Genomic DNA, 16,757 nt, shown 5'->3' on the forward strand with positions numbered 1-16,757 from the left:
CGCCATCGCCACGGCTCTGGGGAAGCATGCCAAAGGGGAAAGCCGCTGGCAAGGGGCGGCGATGTGCCGGGTTCGGGCGGATCAGGAAAAGCACCGTTTTTCCCCGCCCGTCGGCGCAACGGCTGTTCCGCGACCGTGTCCTCAAGCGTGACAGAGGCCGGCGCCCGGCCCGGCGGGCGAGAAGCGCCCGCCATGGGCGGGGCGGGCGCTGGCCGGGGGCCTTTGGGCCCCGGCGGGTCTTGCTGCAGATGTCCCGCGCAGGGCCGCGTCACGTGCCGCGGCCCGATCTCGCGGCGGGATCAGCCCGCCGCCAGCCGTTTTTCCTCGGCCGCCTTCATCGCGGCATCCGACGGCGCGATGAAGGTGTAGAACATCGGCACGACGAAGAGCGTGAACATCGTCCCGATCAACAGGCCCGAGAACATCACGATCCCCATCGCCTCGCGGGCGGCGGCGCCCGCGCCATCGGCGATCACCAGCGGCACCACGGCCAGCGCCATCGCGGCGGTGGTCATCAGGATCGGCCGCAGCCGGGTCTTCGCCGCCAGAACGATCGCGTCCTGCCGGTTCAGCCCGTGATGCTCGCGCTGCTGGTTGGCGAATTCCACCATCAGGATGCCGTGCTTGGTGATCAGCCCGATCAGCGTGATCATCCCCACCTGGGAATAGATGTTCAGCGTCCCAAGCCCCAGGTTCAGCGGCAGCACCGCGCCGAAGATCGTCAGCGGCACCGACATCAGGATGATGAACGGGTCGCGGAAGCTCTCGAACTGCGCGGCCAGCACCAGATAGATCACCAGAACCGCCGCGGCAAAGGCGATCATCAGCGTGTTGCCCTGGGTCTGTTCCAGCCGCGACTGGCCGGAATAATCGAGGAAGAAGCCCTCGGGCATCACCTCGTTGGCGATCTGGATGATCGCCGCCAGCCCGTCGCCCGAGGATTGCCCGGGGATCGGCAGCGCCGAAATCGTCGCCGAGTTCAGCTGGTTGAACTGCTCCACCTTCGAGGCCATCGAGCCGGTCTCGATCTTCACCACGGAAGACAGCGGCACCATCTCGCCGCTCGCCGCGCGGACGAAATAGCGGCCCAGATCCTCGGGATTGCCGCGGTAGTCCTGGGGCACCTGCAGAATGATGTCATAGCTGTTGGAATCGCGGTCGAACTGCGCCACCGCCCCGCCGCCGACCAGCAGGCCCAGCGTCGAGCCGATGTCCGAGATCGGCACGTTCAGCGCCGCCGCCCGGTCGCGGTCGATCGTCACCCGGACCTCGGGCGCGTCGAACGAAAGCGAGTTCTGCACGAAGATGAACTTGTGCGTCGCTTGCGCCTTTTGCCGGATTTCCTCGGCCACTTCGGCCACCCGGTCCGGCCCGTAGATCGACTGCACCACCACCGAAATCGGCAGCCCGCCGCCCGCGCCCGGCAGGGTGGGGGGGGCAAAGGCGAAGCCCTCCATGCCGGTCGAGGCGTCGATCGCGGCCTGAATGTCCTTTTGCACCTGTTCTTGCGAGCGGTCGCGGTCCGCCCATTTGTCGAGCGCCCAGATATAGATCCCCATGCTGTCCGAGCCGCCGAAACCGGCGATCGAAAAGGCGGTGCGGACCTCGGAGATGTCCTTGGTGGCCTGCCCCAGCTGGTCGATGTAATGCGCGGTGTAATCGGCCGTCGCATAGCGCGGCGCCTGCACCATGGCGATCACCGCGCCCTGATCCTCGTCGGGGGCCAGTTCGGTCGCGGTGCGCAGGAACATGAAGCCCATCGTGCCCACCAGCACCACCACGACCAGCAGCGTCACCGGCCGGTATTTCAGCGACCCCGCGACGCGGCGTTCGTAAAACCCGGCAAAGCGCTCGAAGGTGCGGTCGACGAAGGCGGCAAAGCCGGTGGCGTGCCCCTCTTTCAGGATCCGGCCCGACATCATCGGCGTGATCGTCAGCGCGATCACCCCCGACAGGATCACCGACCCCGCAAGGGTGAAGGCGAATTCGCGAAACAGCGCCCCCGTCACGCCCCCGGTAAAGGCGAGCGGCGAAAGAACGGCGGCCAGCGTGATCGTCATCGCGACGACGGCGCCGGTGATCTCCTTCATCCCCTGCACGGCGGCGGGGATCGGTTTCATCCCCTCCTCCATGTGGCGGTGGATGTTCTCGACCACGACGATCGCGTCATCGACCACCAGCCCGATCGCCAGCACCATGGCAAGCAGCGTCAGAAGGTTGATCGAATAGCCCAGCGCCAGCAGCACCGCCATCACGCCGACGAGCGAGAGCGGAATGGTGACGATCGGCATCGCCACCGAGCGGATCGAGCCGAGGAAGAGCAAAATCACCACGACGACGATGGCGACGGCCTCGGCGATGGTCTTGAACACTTCGGTGATCGAGGCGGAGATCTGTTCGGTGGTGTCATAGACCAGCTCGATCGTCATCCCCTCGGGCAGGGTTTCGGCGATCTTCGGCAGCTCTGCCCGCACCGCGGCGGCGGTATCAAGCGGGTTCGCCGAAGGCGTCTGCGACAGGCCGATGAAGGTCCCCCGCGCGCCGTTGAAGGTGACGATCTCGCCGCTGTCATCCGAGGCGAGTTCCACCGCCGCCACATCGCGCAGCCGCACCACCGCATCGCCCTCGGCCCGGATCGGCAGGGCGCCGAAGGCCTCGGGGGTCTGCAGCGTCGATTTCAGCGTGATCGATTTCGCGACATAATCGTTTTCGGTCTTGCCGGGCGCTGCCAGATAGTTCGAGGCCTTGATCGCCGCCAGCACCTCGGAGGCCGTCACCCCCCGCGCCGCCAGCTTCATCGGGTCCAGCCAGACCCGCATCGCGTAATTCGCCGCGCCGATCACCTCGATCTCGGCCACGCCCGAAATCGTCGACATCCGCGGCCGCACGACGCGTTCCAGATATTCGGTCAGCTGTTCCGTCGTCATGTTCGGGTTCTGCGCCGCCAGATACATCAGCGCAAAGGTCTGCCCGGTGCCCTTGACGATCACCGGATCCTCGGCCTCGGAGGGAAGTTCCCCGCGCACTTGCTGCACCTTGGACAGAACCTCGGTCAGGGCGGTGTCGGGATCAGCGCCCAGCTTCATGTTGACCGAGACCTGCGACACCGAGGGCATCGAGGTCGAGGTCACGTAATCGATGTTTTCCGTCGTGGCGACGGCGGCCGAGATCGGCGCGGTGATGAAGCCTTGGATCAGCTCGGGGGCGGCGCCGGGATAGGTGGTGGTGATGGTGACGACGGTCTCGTCCACCTTCGGATATTGCCGCACCGGCAGGCTCATGAAGGCCTGAAAGCCCAAAAGCAGCATGAAGGCGCCCAGCACCATCGACAGGACGGGGCGGCGGATGAAGAGTTCGGAAAAATGCATCCCGCGGCCCTCAGTTTCCGCCCACGCCGGGCAGGGATTGCGAATTGTCGATCGTGACCGTCGCGCCCGAGGACAGCTTGTTCTGCCCCGCGTTCACCACCTGATCCCCCGATTGCAGCCCGGTGCGGATCTCGACCTTGTCGTCGAAATGGCGGCCGACCTTGATGAAGACCTGCCGGGCATGCAGCTCGGCCGTGTCCGATCCTTCGGCCTTTTCCTCGCGCACGACAAAGACGCTGTCGCCGTAAAGGCTTGAAGACACCACCGTCTGCGGCAGCGCGATCACGTCCTTTTCCACCGGCAGCGCCACGCGCACCCGCAGGAACTGGCCGGGGGTCAGCTTTTCACCCTCGTTCGGCACGTCGGCGCGCAGCGTCACCAGCCGCGAATTCGGGTCGATCTTCGGCTCGATGCCGGTGATCTTGCCCTCGGCCGAGACATCGCCGACTTCCGAGGTCACGGTGACCGACATCCCGGGCGAGACCAGCGCGGCCTCGCTTTCGGTCAGGGTGAAATCGACCCGCATCCGCGACCGGTCCTGCAGCGTCGCAAAGACGGTGCCCGCCGCCACATAGGAGCCGATCTCGATCTGCGGAATCCCGATCGTGCCGGCAAAGGGCGCGGTCAGCTGCTTGGTCGAAAGCGTCGCTTCCAGCTTCGCCACGGTGGCGCGGGCCTCGATCGCCGCGGCCTCCGCCTCATCCAGCGCCGAGGTCGCCGACACGCCCTTTTGCCGCAATTCCTTCGCCCGGGTCAGCGCGGTTTCGGCCAGCGTCAGCGCGGCCCGCGCCGAGTCCAGATCGGCGCGCTCCTGACGGTCGTCGATCTGCACCAGCGCCTGACCCTTTTCGATGCGGTCGTTCGCGGCAAAGCGGATCTCGCGCACGATGCCCGCGGCTTCGGTCGCCAGATCGGTGCCCTGCACGGCGGCGGCGGTGCCGATGGCTTCCAGCCCCGGCTGCCAGTCGGCCGCGACCACCTGCGTCACCGAAACGGCGACCGGCGGGGCCTTCATGTTGGCAAAGATGCCGGCGATCATCTTGCCGACGAAGAGGTTGTAGCCGATGATGCCCCCCGCCACGATGACAAGGGCGACAATGGCGATGAGCAGACGTTTGATCATGGGCGGCTCCGCAGTCGGGACGTGAACAGGCGCGACGCAACGCCACGCATCCCCGCTCGAACGCGCTCGGAGCGGGGTTTTTCGAGGCTCAACATGTGGTGCGAAAAGCCGAAAGACAAGCCACAGGATTCCTGCAATTCCGCACAGTTGCCCCGCCGCCCCGGTTTCGCCCGAAACAGCGCCGCACCGCCCCCCTGCCACGGCGCAAGCGCTGCCCCAACGGGGCATCTTAACGCGTGATTAACCATGATGTGACAGGCTGCACCGGTGCCATCCGGAGGTCGCGATGCTGTCCGAGCCGATTGCCCCCCGTCATCCTGCCGCGGCCGCGGCCGCGCCCGGCCTGTCGCCGCGCGGCTTCGGGTGCCGCTGCTGTTCGTGCTGGTGCTGGCGGTGCTGCTGTCGGCCTGCGGCGCCTCGCCGCGCCGCCGTTCTTTGGCGCCACCCGGCACGATGTCACGCTGCAGGGCATCCGTTTCGCGGTTCTGCTCAAGAACGAAAACGCCGAGGTGATCCGGCTTGGCTATCTGTCCCGGGCCGAACGTCGGCCGGTGCCGGGGCTGATGGTCCTTGCGGCCGAACAGGCCTCGGGCTGCAAGGTCGCCGGGCCTGCCGCCGGGATCTATCGCTCGCCCTCGCTGCCCGGCGACACCGGGGAGGCGCGGTTCCAGCTGAAATGCCCGTGACTGCGGCGTCCTGTCGCAGCCGGACAAGCGGTCCGCGTCGCGCGATCTGACCCAGATCAAGGCCGGAACATCTGCAAACATATCTTCCTTTGCATGGAACGCGCTGCACCGGAGGATCCCATGACCCGCCTTTTCGGCATCATCTACGCGCTTGTCGGCCCGACCGTGGCCGGCGTCCTCATCGTCGTGGCGCTGACGATGAACATGTATGACATGAAAACGATGATCTATGCCGCCGTCATCGGCTTTGTCGCGGCCCTTCCTGTCGCCTGGATCGTGGCGGGCAAGATCAACGACGCGTGACCCCGGACAGATCGGGCGCGGGGGCGGGGTTGGGAAGGAGCCGCCCCTGCGCTGATCTATCCGCTTGCGGGGCAGGGTGGGCTGTGCAAGCCTTTCCTGCCCCGTTTCATTTCCGGAAACCCGCCAGGAGGTCCCCATGCCCGTTTCCCAAGGATACAGCCGCACCCAGATCCTGCTGCACTGGGCGGTTGCCGTTCTGATCATTCCGCAATTCCTGTTGGGCGAGAACATCGCCGAGGCTTTCGGCAAATGGATGTCGAGCGAGCCCACCCCCTTCAACCCGGCCGTGGTCTTCCATGTGATGACCGGCCTGACGATCTGTGCGCTGGTGATCTGGCGTCTGGTGCTGCGCCTGCGCCACGGCGCGCCCGCGGCGCTTGATTCGGGCAGCCCGGTGATGAACAAGGTCGCCTCGGGCGTGCAGCACACGATGTATCTGGTGCTGATCCTGATGGTGGTCAGCGGCGGCACCGCCTGGTTCGGCCTGGTCGGCCCGGCGGCGGGCGTGCACAACGTCCTGAAACTTGTGCTGCTGCTGTTGATCCTGATCCATGTCGCCGGTGCGGTGAAGGGTCAGTTCGTGCTGAAGAACGGCATCATCCGCCGGATGATGAAAGCCGAATAAGGCTCAGCGGCGCAGGAAATCTTCCACCGCCGCTTCCACCTCGCGCGGGCGCTCGGCATGCAGCCAATGGCCCGCGCCTGTCACAGAGTGCAGATCCGCGCGCGGAAACAGCGCGCGGATTTTTTCGTGGCTCTCGGGGCGGACGTAATTCGAGGCCGCGCCGTAAAGAAAGAGCGCCGGGCCATGGAAGGGCCTGGCCCCCGCGGGCAGCGGCTCGGGCCAGTCGAGGATCGCGGCAAGGTTCGCCGCCAGCGCCCGCAGGTTGAACTTCCAGCGCACCGGCCCCTCGCGCAATTCGAGCGATTGCAGAAGGAACGCCCGGGTGCCCGGGTCTTGCACCGTTTCCGCCAGCCGCCGGTCGGCTTCGCTTCGCGTCGTCAGATCCTCGAGCTTCATCGCCTCCATCGCCGCGATCAGCCCGCCATGCGCCGCGCCGTGGCCGTAAGCCACCGGGGCCATGTCGGCCACCACCAGCCGCTCGACCAGACCCGGCCGGGTCAGCGCAAGCATCATCGCCGCCTTGCCGCCCATCGAATGGCCCATCACGTCGCAAGCCCGGCCCTGCGCTTCGATCACCGCGGCCAGATCGGCGGCCAGATCGGGGTAGCTGTGGCTGTCCGCCCAGAAACTGTCGCCGTGATTGCGCAGATCCAGCGCCAGCACGCGCCGCCCGGCGGACAGACGTTTCGCGATCACGCCCCAGTTCCGACCCGAGCCGAACAGCCCCGGGGCGATCAGCAGCGGCGGAAGGGCGGTCTCGGGGCCATGGGCGGTGAAATTCAGCATGGACCGGATCTAGCGCGCGGACGGCGCCCGGACAATGAAAAAGGCCCCCGAAACCGGGGGCCCTTCCGATCTGATGACCTGCTCAAAGCGCCGGATAAAGCGGGAATTTCGCACAAAGCGCCGAGACTTCCGCCCGGACTTCGGCCTCGACGGCGTCATTGCCCTCTTCGCCATTCGCGGCCAGCCCGTCGACGACCTTGATGATCATCCGGGCGATCTGGCGGAATTCTTCTTCCTTGAAGCCGCGGGTGGTGCCCGCGGGCGTGCCCAGACGGATGCCCGAGGTCACGGTGGGCTTTTCCGGGTCGAACGGGATGCCGTTCTTGTTGCAGGTGATATGCGCGCGGCCCAAGGCCTTGTCGGTGGCGTTGCCCTTCACCCCTTTCGGGCGCAGGTCAACGAGCATGACGTGCGTATCGGTGCCGCCGGTGACGATATCGAGACCGCCCTTCATCAGCTCATCGGCCAGCGCCTGCGCGTTGGAGATGACCTGCTGCGCATAGACCTTGAACTCGGGGCGCAGCGCTTCGCCAAAGGCCACGGCCTTGGCGGCGATCACATGCATCAGCGGCCCGCCCTGAATCCCCGGGAAGATCGCCGAATTGACCTTTTTCGCGATCTCTTCGTTGTTCGTCAGGATCATGCCGCCGCGCGGACCGCGCAGGGTCTTGTGGGTGGTCGTCGTCGCCACATCGGCAAAGGGGAAGGGCGAGGGATGCGCGCCACCCGCCACCAGACCCGCAAAATGGGCCATGTCCACCATCAGATACGCGCCGACGCTGTCGGCGATCTCGCGGAATTTCGCGAAATCGATCTGCCGCGGAATCGCCGAGCCGCCCGCGATGATCAGCTTCGGATTGTGCTCTTTCGCCAGACGGGCGACCTCGTCGTAGTCGATCCGGCAATCCTGCTGACGCACGCCATATTGCACGGCGTTGAACCATTTGCCCGACTGGTTCGGCGCCGCGCCATGGGTCAGGTGCCCGCCCGAGGCAAGGTTCATGCCCAGGATGGTGTCACCCGGTTTCAAAAGCGCGTTGAACACGCCCTGGTTCGCCTGGCTGCCCGAATTCGGCTGCACGTTGGCAAAGGAACAGCCGAACAGCTCGCAGGCGCGCGAAATCGCCAGATCTTCGGCGACATCGACGAACTGGCAGCCGCCATAGTAGCGCTTGCCCGAATAGCCCTCGGCATATTTGTTCGTCATCACCGAGCCCTGCGCTTCCATCACCGCGGCAGAGACGATGTTTTCCGAGGCGATCAGCTCGATCTCGTCGCGCTGGCGGCCAAGTTCGCCACGGATGGCGGCGAAAAGCGCGGGGTCACGGCTGGAAAGGGTCTCGGTAAAGAACCCGGCGTCGCGTTGATCGGTCATGGGCAACTCCAAAGGCAAAGGTCGTGGTCCGTTTATCGCAGAATTCCCCGCCCCGAAAGCGCCCAAAGCGACAAACGGGCAATTTGGCGCGTCACGCCCCGGTGACACCGGCCGGGCCGGAAAGGGGGTCCGGCACCGAACGGGCTTGTCATTCCGGCCCCGGCTTGTCACACCAAGGAGAACCGGAGGCAGGCCGTGAACCGACCCAGCAAGATCCATTTCGCGGCCTCGCAGGCCGACAGCGCCCAGGAGGCGCTGGAAGATCTTGCCGCCCGCTACGGTCAGGCGCCGCTGGTCGAGGCCGATGTGATCGTGGCCTTGGGCGGCGACGGGATGATGCTGCAATGCCTGCATGCGGGATCGGGGCTGCCGGTCTACGGCATGAACCGCGGCTCGGTCGGCTTCATGATGAACGATTACCGCGTCTTTGATCTGCCCGAGCGGCTGGCCGCGGCGGAAGAGGCGCTGATCAACCCGCTGGCGATGCGCGCCAAGACCGCCGATGGCGTGATCCGCGAAGAACTGGCGATCAACGAGGTCTCGCTTCTGCGCGCCGGTCCGCAGGCGGCGAAGCTGCGGATTTCGGTCAATGGCCGGGTGCGGATGGAGGAGCTGATTTCCGACGGCGCCATCGTCTCGACGCCCGCGGGCTCGACCGCCTATAATTATTCCGCGCATGGGCCGATCCTGCCGATCGGGTCCGACGTGCTGGCGCTGACCGCGATTGCACCGTTCCGGCCGCGGCGCTGGCAGGGCGCGATCCTGCCCAGTTCCGCCACGGTGCGCTTTGACGTGCTTGAGGCCGCGAAGCGCCCGGTGATGGCGGATGCCGACAGCCGCTCGGTCAAGCCCGTCCTTTGGGTCGAGATCCGCTCGGAACCGACGATCACGCATCGCATCCTGTTCGACCCCGGTCACGGGCTCGAAGAACGGCTGATGCGGGAACAATTCGCCTAATCGGTGCGCCAGCTTTCGAGCTTGCGATACAGCGTCGAGGGCGAAACGCCCAGATCGGCGGCAGCCTTTTGCACGGCGCCCTCGTGGCGGGTCAGCGCCGCCTCGATCGCCGCGCGTTCGACCTCGGCCAGCGTCAGGCCGGAGAGGTCGGGGACCGTCGCAAGGCCCGCCCCCGGACGTGACGGGGCGGGGCTGGCCAGCTCGGGCGGCAGCATTGCCGCGGTCAGTTCCTCGCCCTCGTGCAGCACCGTCACCGCGCGCAGCACATTCGACAGTTCCCGCACATTGCCGGGCCAGGGATAGGCGCGCAGCAGCGCCATCGCCTCGGGTGTGATCCGGGTGAAGCTGCGCCCCTCGATCGCCGCGAAACGGGCCAGGAAGGTTTCGGCCAGGGGCACGATATCCTCGCCGCGGCGGCGCAGCGGCGGCATCTGCAGCCCCACCACCTGCAGCCGGTAGAACAGATCCTCGCGCAGCTGCCCCATCCTCACCGCCTCTGCCAAAGGCAGGGTCGAGGCCGAGAGGATGCGCAAATTCACCCGCCGCGCGGCTTCGGCGCCCAGGGGATGCACAAGCCCGCTTTGCAGGAAGCGCAAGAGCCGCGGTTGCAGCGTCGGGTGCAGCTCGCCCACCCCGTCCAGAAACAGCGTCCCGCCATCGGCCAGTTCCGCCGCGCCCAGCCGGTCCGACAGCGCGCCGACGAAAGCGCCGCGGCGATGGCCGAACAGTTCGGATTCCAGCCGGTCGGGCGGGATCGCGCCGCAATCGAGGGTGATGAACGGCCCCTGCGCGCGGGCCGAAAGCCGGTGGATCGCCAGCGCCGCCAGCTCCTTGCCGGTGCCGCTTTCGCCGCAGATGCAGACCGGCGCCATCGAGCGGGCGGCGGCGCGGATCCGGTCATAGACCTCGTGCATCGGCGCGGACTGGCCGATGAAATCGGGCAGCGGGGCCCGGGCGGCGGCGGAATGCGGCCGATGAGCAAGGTTTGCCGCCCGCCGCGCCGCCTCGACCGCCTCCATCAGCCGCGATTCCGTCACCGGCTTGACCAGATAATCCAGCGCGCCCCTGCGGATCGCCGTCACCGTCCGGTCGGTCGAGCGTTCGGCCGCGACCACCACCACCGAGGTCTCGGGCCGCATCTGCAGCAGATCGACGAGCAGGTCGAGCCCGTCGCGGTCGGGCAGCATCAGATCCAGCAGCACCACCGAGATCGGATGCACCCGGAACATCTCCAGCCCCTCGGCCGCGGTGCCCGCCGAAACCGTGCGATAGCCCGCGCGGCGCAGGTGCGATTCATAGATCGTCCGCATCGAGGCGGTGTCTTCGACCAGCAGGATGTCGGGCCCGTCAGGCATCGGCAGCGGCAGGTTCATGCGCCGACCTTTTCGAACTGGCGCTGGCGGCGCCCGGCATAGGCGATCAGCCGGTCGATCTGCGTCAGCACCGCGCGCCCGATCAGCTGCATCGCCACGGTGTCTTCGCGGCGGGCGGCGGCGCAGAGTTCCTCGGCCAGCTCCTGCAGCCGCACCGCGCCCACCGCGCCCGCCACCGACAGGAGCACATGGCTGTCCGACCGCACGACGGCCAGATTGGGCGCCGAGAGCCCCGCCACCAGCCCGCGTTCGACCCGGCTCAGATCAGAGATCAGCCGGCTCAGCAATTCCTGTGCCGCCTCCGCACCGGCGATGCCCAGAAGCGCTTCGAACACCGCCTCGTCGACGATCGGCGGGCAGGGCCGGTGGCCCTCGCCATCATGCCGTTCCAGCGCCTGGGTGATCGCCTCGGCCAGCGGTTCGATCGCCGTCATCGGCTTCGAGACGATCGCATCCGCCCCGGCGGCGACGATCGCCTCGCGGTTGGCGCGCAGCACATAGGCGGTGCAGACCACGACCGGAATCGCGCTGTGCCGCCCGCCGCTGGCGCGCAGGGTGCGGATCAGATCAAGCCCGGAGAGCCGCGGCATCTCGGCATCGATCACCGCCAGATCGTAACTGCCATTGTCGAGCATCTCGAGCGCCTCGACCCCGTCGGCGGCACTGTCGCAATGCGCCCCCATCGCCGACAGCATGTGCCCCAGAACCGCCTGATTGAGCGCGCTGTCCTCGGCCACCAGAACCCGCATCCGGCTCAGATCGGGCAGGGGGGTGTCGATCGCCATCTCGGGCGGCATCAGCCCCGCCAGCGGCAAGGACAGCGCCACGCAGGCGCCGCCCTCGGCCCGGTTCGAGACCTCGATCCGGCCCTCGAGCCGTCGCGCCATGTCGCGCGAGATGAAGAGGCCCAGCCCGTTGCCCGCCTTGCCCGGAACCTCGCCCCGCGCCCCCTGCCGGAACAGCCGTCCGCGCAGATCCGGATCGAAGCCCGGCCCGTCATCGAGCACGGAAAACAGAAGCCGGGTCTCGGCCTCGACCGTCAGCGCCAGCCGCACCGCGCCCTGATCGGTGTATTTCACCGCATTCGACAGCATGTTCGACAGAACCCGTTCCAGCGCGATCCGGTCAAGCCGCACCAGCACCGGCACGTCGGGCGCCATGGCAACGTGAAAGCCGAGCCCCTTTTCCTGCGCCCGCCCGGTCCAGCGCATTTCCAGATCATAAAGCAGCCGCGCCAGCTGCACGGTCTGGCGCAGCGGGCCCACGGCCTGATCGGTGACGATCTCGAAGCCTTCCTCGATCAGCCGGGCCATGTCCTCGCCCGCGGCTCGCATCCGTTCGAATTGCAGCCGCATGCCGGGGCTCAGATCCTCGTCGGCCAGAAGATGCAGCCCGCCCAGAATGTCGGAAACAGCCGCGCGCAGATCATGCCCAAGCAGCATGATGCGCGCAATCTGAGCCTTGTTGTCCGAGGCGTCGCGGCGGGCGCCATCGGAGGGCAGACCAATTTCATTCATGACGATACCCCGACCGGCCCATCTTCCCGCCCGGCGGTCGCAAATCAAGTCCCGAGACTGCGGGGCACGCGAAAGAAGCCGAAAAACACACGTTTTACAAGAATTTGAGCGGGGCCCCGCACGCTGGGGGCCCCGCCGGTCCGATGTCAGGCCGCCTTTTCGGGGTAGCCGATCGCGGTCAGCGCCGCGCTGATCTCGTCGAGAATCGCCGGGTCGTCGATCGTGGCGGGCATCTTGTACTCGAGCCCGTCGGCGATCTTCGCCATCGTGCCGCGCAGGATCTTGCCCGAGCGGGTCTTCGGCAGCCGGTCGACGACGACCGCCAGCTTGAAGGCCGCGACCGGGCCGATCTGGTCGCGCACCAGCCGCACGCATTCCTTGATCACCTCGGCATGCGGGCGGGTGCAGCCTTTGGTCAGGCACAGGAACCCCATCGGCAGCTGGCCCTTGAGTTCGTCGGCCACGCCGATGACGGCGCATTCGGCGACATCCTTGTGCGAGGCCAGCACCTCTTCCATCGCCCCGGTCGAGAGCCGGTGCCCCGCGACGTTGATCACGTCATCGGTGCGGGCCATGATGTAGACATAGCCGTCCTCGTCGATATAGCCCGCGTCGCCGGTTTCATAGTAACCCGGGAAATGCGACAGGTAGCTCTTCTTGAAGCGGTCGTCGGCATTCCACAGCGTCGGCAGCGTGCCGGGCGGCAAGGGCAGCTTGATCGCGATGGCGCCCAGCGTGCCCGGCGCGACCGGATGGCCGCCCTCGTCCAGCACCTGCACGTCATAGCCCGGCATCGGCTTCGTCGGCGAGCCGACCTTGACCGGCAGAAGTTCGATCCCGAGCGGGTTGCCCGCAATCGCCCAGCCGGTTTCGGTCTGCCACCAGTGGTCGATCACCGGCACGCCCAGATGTTCCTGCGCCCATTTCACCGTCTCCGGATCGGCGCGTTCGCCCGCAAGGAACAGCGCCTGCATCTCGTGCAGCTTGTAGCGCTTGATATATTCGCCGTTCGGATCCTCGCGGCGGATCGCCCGCAGCGCGGTCGGCGCGGTGAAGAAGGACTTGATGCGGTGGTTCTGGATGATGCGCCAGAACACGCCCGGATGCGGCGTGCCCACGGGCTTGCCTTCAAAGACCACGGTCGTCGCCCCGGCCAGCAGCGGCGCGTAGCAGATATAGCTGTGGCCGACGACCCAACCCACGTCCGAGGCGGCCCAGAAGCGGTCCCCGGCCTCGATGTTGTAGATCGCCTTCATCGACCAGTTCAGCGCCACCAGATGGCCCGCGGTCGGCCGCACGACGCCCTTGGGCGCCCCGGTCGTGCCCGAGGTGTAAAGGATATAGGCCGGGTGGTTGCCCTCGACCGGGACGCATTCGGCCGGTTTCACGCCATACTGGAACCCGTGCCAGCTGAAGTCGCGGCCCTCGACCAGCTTTGCAACCTCTTGTTCGCGCTGGAAGACGACGCAGAACTCGGGCTTGTGGCTGGCCTGTTCGATGGCGGCATCCAGAAGCGGCTTGTAATGCACGACGCGGCCCGGTTCGAGACCGCAGGACGCCGCGATGATCGCTTTCGGCGTGCAGTCGTCGATCCGCACCGCAAGTTCATGCGCCGCGAAGCCGCCAAAGACGACCGAATGGATCGCGCCCAGACGCGCGCAGGCCAGCATCGCTTCCAGCGCCTCGGGGATCATCGGCATGTAGATGATGACACGGTCGCCCTTTTCCACGCCGCGCATGCGCAGCGCGCCCGCCAGGCTCGACACGCGGGCCTGCAGTTCCTTGTAGGTGATGCCCTTGGTCGAATGGGTGATCGGGCTTTCGTGCATGATCGCGATCTGATCGCCGCGACCGGCCAGAACATGGCGGTCCACCGCGTTGAAGCAGGTGTTCACCATCGCATCGGCGAACCATTCCCCGGCCGGACCCTGCTCGAAATAGGCCTTGGAGGGGCTTTGCACCCAGTCGATGCCCTTGGCCGCATCCATCCAGAACCCTTCCGGGTCCGCCTGCCACGCGGAATAGACTTCCTTGTATCCCATGGTATTCCTCCTCCAAACTTGCAAGCTTGTTACGCAGGCGGAAAGGTTTGTGCAAGAATGTTACCGCCGCAGCTGCGCGGTTGGCCCGAAAATTTGCAGAATGCGGCGGGGTTTCCGCCGCAAACTTTTGCAAATGGCGTGCATTTTTGAAGGATGCGGCGAAAGCGAAGCGCGTTTTGCAAATTTGCTTCACTTTGCAGGTTCAGCCGTAGGCGGCCACCGGGGTTCCGGCCAGCACGGCGACGTTCAAAAGCCCCCGCGTGGTGATCGAGGGGGTCACGATATGCGCCCGGTTCCCCATCCCCATCAGAATCGGCCCCACCTCCAACCCGTTCGCCTTCGCCTTCAGAATGTTGCGCACCCCCGAGGCGGCATCGGTATTGGCAAAGACGAGCACATTCGCCGCGCCGTCGAGCCGCGATTCGGGCAAGAGCCGGGCGCGAATCTGCGGCTCCAGCGCGGCGTCGATATGCATCTCGCCCTCGTAGACGAAATCCGGTTCGCGGGCGTCAAGCCGCTCCAGCGCCGCGCGCATCCGCCGACCGGAATCGGTGTCAAGGTTGCCGAACTGGCTGTGCGAGCACAAAGCCACCTTCGGCGCCAGACCGAAGCGGCGCACATGCCGCGCCGCCGCCATCACCGTCGTGGTGATCTCCTCGGGCGTCGGTTCGTGATGCACATGGGTGTCGGCGATGAACAAGGGCCCGTCTTCCAGGATCATCAGGCTGAGCGCGCCGACGGGGTGCAGCCCGCCCCGCGCCAGCACCTGCCGGACATAGTTCAGGTGCCACAGATATTGCCCGAAGGTGCCGCAGATCATGCTGTCGGCATCGCCCTGATGCACCATGATCGACGCGATCGCGGTGGTGTTGGTGCGCAGGATCGCCCGGGCCAGATCGGGCGTCACGCCGCGCCGCGCCATCAGGCCGAAATAGGTCTCCCAATAGCTGCGATAGCGGGGGTCGTGTTCGGGGTTCACCACCTCGAAATCGCGGCCGGGCACCAGCGACAGCCCCGCCCGTTCCGCCCGCCGCTCGATCACCTCGGGGCGGCCGATCAGGATCGGCTTCACCGTGGTTTCCTCGATCATCGCCTGGGCCGCGCGCAGCACGCGCTCATCCTCGCCCTCGGCAAAGACGACGCGGCGGGCGGCGGTGGCGGCGGCCTCGAAGACCGGCCGCATCAGCAGCGACGAACGCACGACCGAGCCTTCGAGCTTGCGCCGGTAGCCGTCCAGGTCCGCAATCGGCCGGGTGGCGACGCCGGTCTCCATCGCGGCCTTGGCGACGGCGGTGGAGACGGTGGCGATCAGGCGCGGGTCGAAGGGTTTCGGGATCAGGTAATCCGGGCCGAAAGTCAGCTTTTCGCCGCGATAGGCGGCGGCGGCTTCGGCGGCGGTGGTGGCGCGGGCCAAGGCCGCGATCCCTTCGATGCAGGCGAGCTGCATCTCGTCATTGATCGTTGTCGCCCCCACATCCAGCGCACCGCGGAAGATGAAGGGGAAGCACAGGACGTTGTTGACCTGATTGGGAAAATCGCTGCGGCCGGTGGCGATGATCGCCTCGGGCGCGACGGATCGCACGGCCTCGGGCAGGATTTCCGGCGTCGGATTGGCCAGCGCAAAGACGATCGGCCGGGCCGCCATCCGCGCCACGTGATCGGGGGTCAGCACGCCCGGACCGGAGAGGCCCAGGAACAGATCCGCCCCCTCGATCACGTCATCCAGCGTCCGCTTTGTCGTGGGCTGCGCGTAAGCGGCCTTGAGCGGGTTCATGTCGACCTCGCGGCCCTGATAGACCAGCCCGTGAATGTCGCACAGCCAGATGTTTTCGCGCCGCACGCCCAGTTTCACCAGCATGTTCAGACAGGCGATCCCCGCCGCGCCGCCGCCGGTCGAGACGATCTTGATCTGATCGAAGCGCTTGCCCGCGATCCGCAGCGCATTCGTCGCCGCCGCGCCGACGACAATCGCCGTGCCGTGCTGGTCGTCGTGAAAGACCGGGATCTTCATCCGCTCGCGGCAGATCCGTTCCACGATGAAACAATCGGGGGCTTTGATGTCCTCAAGGTTGATGGCGCCGAAGCTGGGTTCCAGCGCGCAGACCAGATCGGCCAGCTTTTCCGGGTCGGGCTGGTTCACCTCGATGTCGAAGGCGTCGATATTGGCGAATTTCTTGAACAGGACCGCCTTGCCCTCCATCACCGGCTTGGCGGCCAAGGGCCCGATATTGCCCAGACCCAGAACGGCGGTGCCGTTCGTCACCACGGCGACCAGATTGCCCCGGGCGGTATAGCGCGCGGCTTCCGCCGGATCGGCCTTGATTTCAAGGCAGGCCTCGGCCACGCCCGGCGAATAGGCGCGGCTCAGGTCCAGCCCGTTGGCCAAGGGCTTCGTGGCGCGGATTTCCAGCTTTCCGGGCTTCGGAAATTCGTGGTAATCCAGCGCCGGATGGCGTGCGGACGGGGGCCGGTCGGTGGTCATCATGCCTCTCCCTGAAGATGGTTGAGCCTTAAACCAATTCCAGATCGCCGGAAAGCGTTGATAGCGCAAGCAGGTCCCCCCCTTGCGCTGCCGCCCGGCGCGGCGCAGGATCGGGCGGAA

At 66.7% G+C, this 16,757-nt stretch carries 12 protein-coding genes; 4 read left to right on the forward strand and 8 right to left on the reverse strand.

Annotated elements, in window-relative coordinates; all coding sequences use genetic code 11:
* Positions 1-299 precede the first annotated feature (299 nt).
* Together RCAP_RS02200 and RCAP_RS02205 are read right to left on the reverse strand one after the other, a co-directional pair.
* Positions 300-3,368, reverse strand: a complete 3,069-nt coding sequence (locus RCAP_RS02200; RefSeq protein WP_013066177.1) for an efflux RND transporter permease subunit — start codon at positions 3,366-3,368, stop codon at positions 300-302.
* A 10-nt stretch (positions 3,369-3,378) separates the two neighbouring features.
* Complete coding sequence (locus RCAP_RS02205; protein ID WP_013066178.1) at positions 3,379-4,491, reverse strand: efflux RND transporter periplasmic adaptor subunit; 1,113 nt, start codon at positions 4,489-4,491, stop codon at positions 3,379-3,381.
* Positions 4,492-4,793: 302 nt separating this feature from the next.
* On the opposite strand from RCAP_RS02205, the gene RCAP_RS02210 reads away from it, so the two are divergent.
* From RCAP_RS02210 to RCAP_RS02220, 3 genes are all read left to right on the forward strand, one after another.
* A complete protein-coding gene (locus tag RCAP_RS02210; protein WP_013066179.1) occupies positions 4,794-5,177 on the forward strand; it encodes a hypothetical protein in 384 nt (127 codons plus the stop codon).
* Positions 5,178-5,297: 120 nt separating this feature from the next.
* Complete coding sequence (locus RCAP_RS02215; protein ID WP_013066180.1) at positions 5,298-5,480, forward strand: hypothetical protein; 183 nt, start codon at positions 5,298-5,300, stop codon at positions 5,478-5,480.
* A gap of 136 nt (positions 5,481-5,616) precedes the next feature.
* A complete protein-coding gene (locus RCAP_RS02220; RefSeq protein WP_013066181.1) occupies positions 5,617-6,105 on the forward strand; it encodes a cytochrome b in 489 nt (162 codons plus the stop codon).
* A 3-nt stretch (positions 6,106-6,108) separates the two neighbouring features.
* Here RCAP_RS02220 and RCAP_RS02225 read toward each other — a convergent pair whose 3' ends face one another.
* Both RCAP_RS02225 and glyA read right to left on the reverse strand, forming a co-directional pair.
* Entirely contained in the window at positions 6,109-6,891 is a 783-nt protein-coding gene (locus tag RCAP_RS02225; RefSeq protein WP_013066182.1) for an alpha/beta fold hydrolase, read from the reverse strand.
* Positions 6,892-6,973: 82 nt separating this feature from the next.
* Positions 6,974-8,266, reverse strand: a complete 1,293-nt coding sequence (gene glyA / locus RCAP_RS02230; RefSeq protein WP_013066183.1) for a serine hydroxymethyltransferase — start codon at positions 8,264-8,266, stop codon at positions 6,974-6,976.
* A 195-nt stretch (positions 8,267-8,461) separates the two neighbouring features.
* Between glyA and RCAP_RS02235 the strand changes: the two genes are divergently transcribed.
* Positions 8,462-9,223 (forward strand): NAD kinase, encoded by a 762-nt coding sequence (locus tag RCAP_RS02235; protein WP_013066184.1) that lies wholly within the window; start codon positions 8,462-8,464, stop codon positions 9,221-9,223.
* Here RCAP_RS02235 and RCAP_RS02240 read toward each other — a convergent pair.
* The 4 genes from RCAP_RS02240 to RCAP_RS02255 all read right to left on the reverse strand — a co-directional run bounded on the left by RCAP_RS02240 (position 9,220) and on the right by RCAP_RS02255 (position 16,637).
* A complete protein-coding gene (locus RCAP_RS02240) occupies positions 9,220-10,596 on the reverse strand; it encodes a sigma-54-dependent transcriptional regulator (RefSeq protein WP_013066185.1) in 1,377 nt (458 codons plus the stop codon). The genes RCAP_RS02235 and RCAP_RS02240 overlap by 4 nt on opposite strands.
* Positions 10,593-12,113 carry an ATP-binding protein gene (locus RCAP_RS02245; protein WP_013066186.1) on the reverse strand — a complete coding sequence of 507 codons (1,521 nt, stop codon included), beginning with the start codon at positions 12,111-12,113 and terminating at the stop codon, positions 10,593-10,595. Before RCAP_RS02245 ends, RCAP_RS02240 begins: the two co-directional genes overlap by 4 nt.
* Positions 12,114-12,259: 146 nt before the next feature.
* Positions 12,260-14,155, reverse strand: a complete 1,896-nt coding sequence (locus RCAP_RS02250) for a propionyl-CoA synthetase (RefSeq protein ID WP_013066187.1) — start codon at positions 14,153-14,155, stop codon at positions 12,260-12,262.
* 202 nt (positions 14,156-14,357) lie between these two features.
* On the reverse strand, positions 14,358-16,637 hold the full coding sequence (locus tag RCAP_RS02255; RefSeq protein ID WP_013066188.1) for an NADP-dependent malic enzyme: 2,280 nt from the start codon (positions 16,635-16,637) through the stop codon (positions 14,358-14,360).
* Positions 16,638-16,757 lie beyond the last annotated feature (120 nt).

It is taken from the genome of Rhodobacter capsulatus SB 1003, assembly GCF_000021865.1.
GTDB classification, from domain to species: domain Bacteria; phylum Pseudomonadota; class Alphaproteobacteria; order Rhodobacterales; family Rhodobacteraceae; genus Rhodobacter; species Rhodobacter capsulatus_B.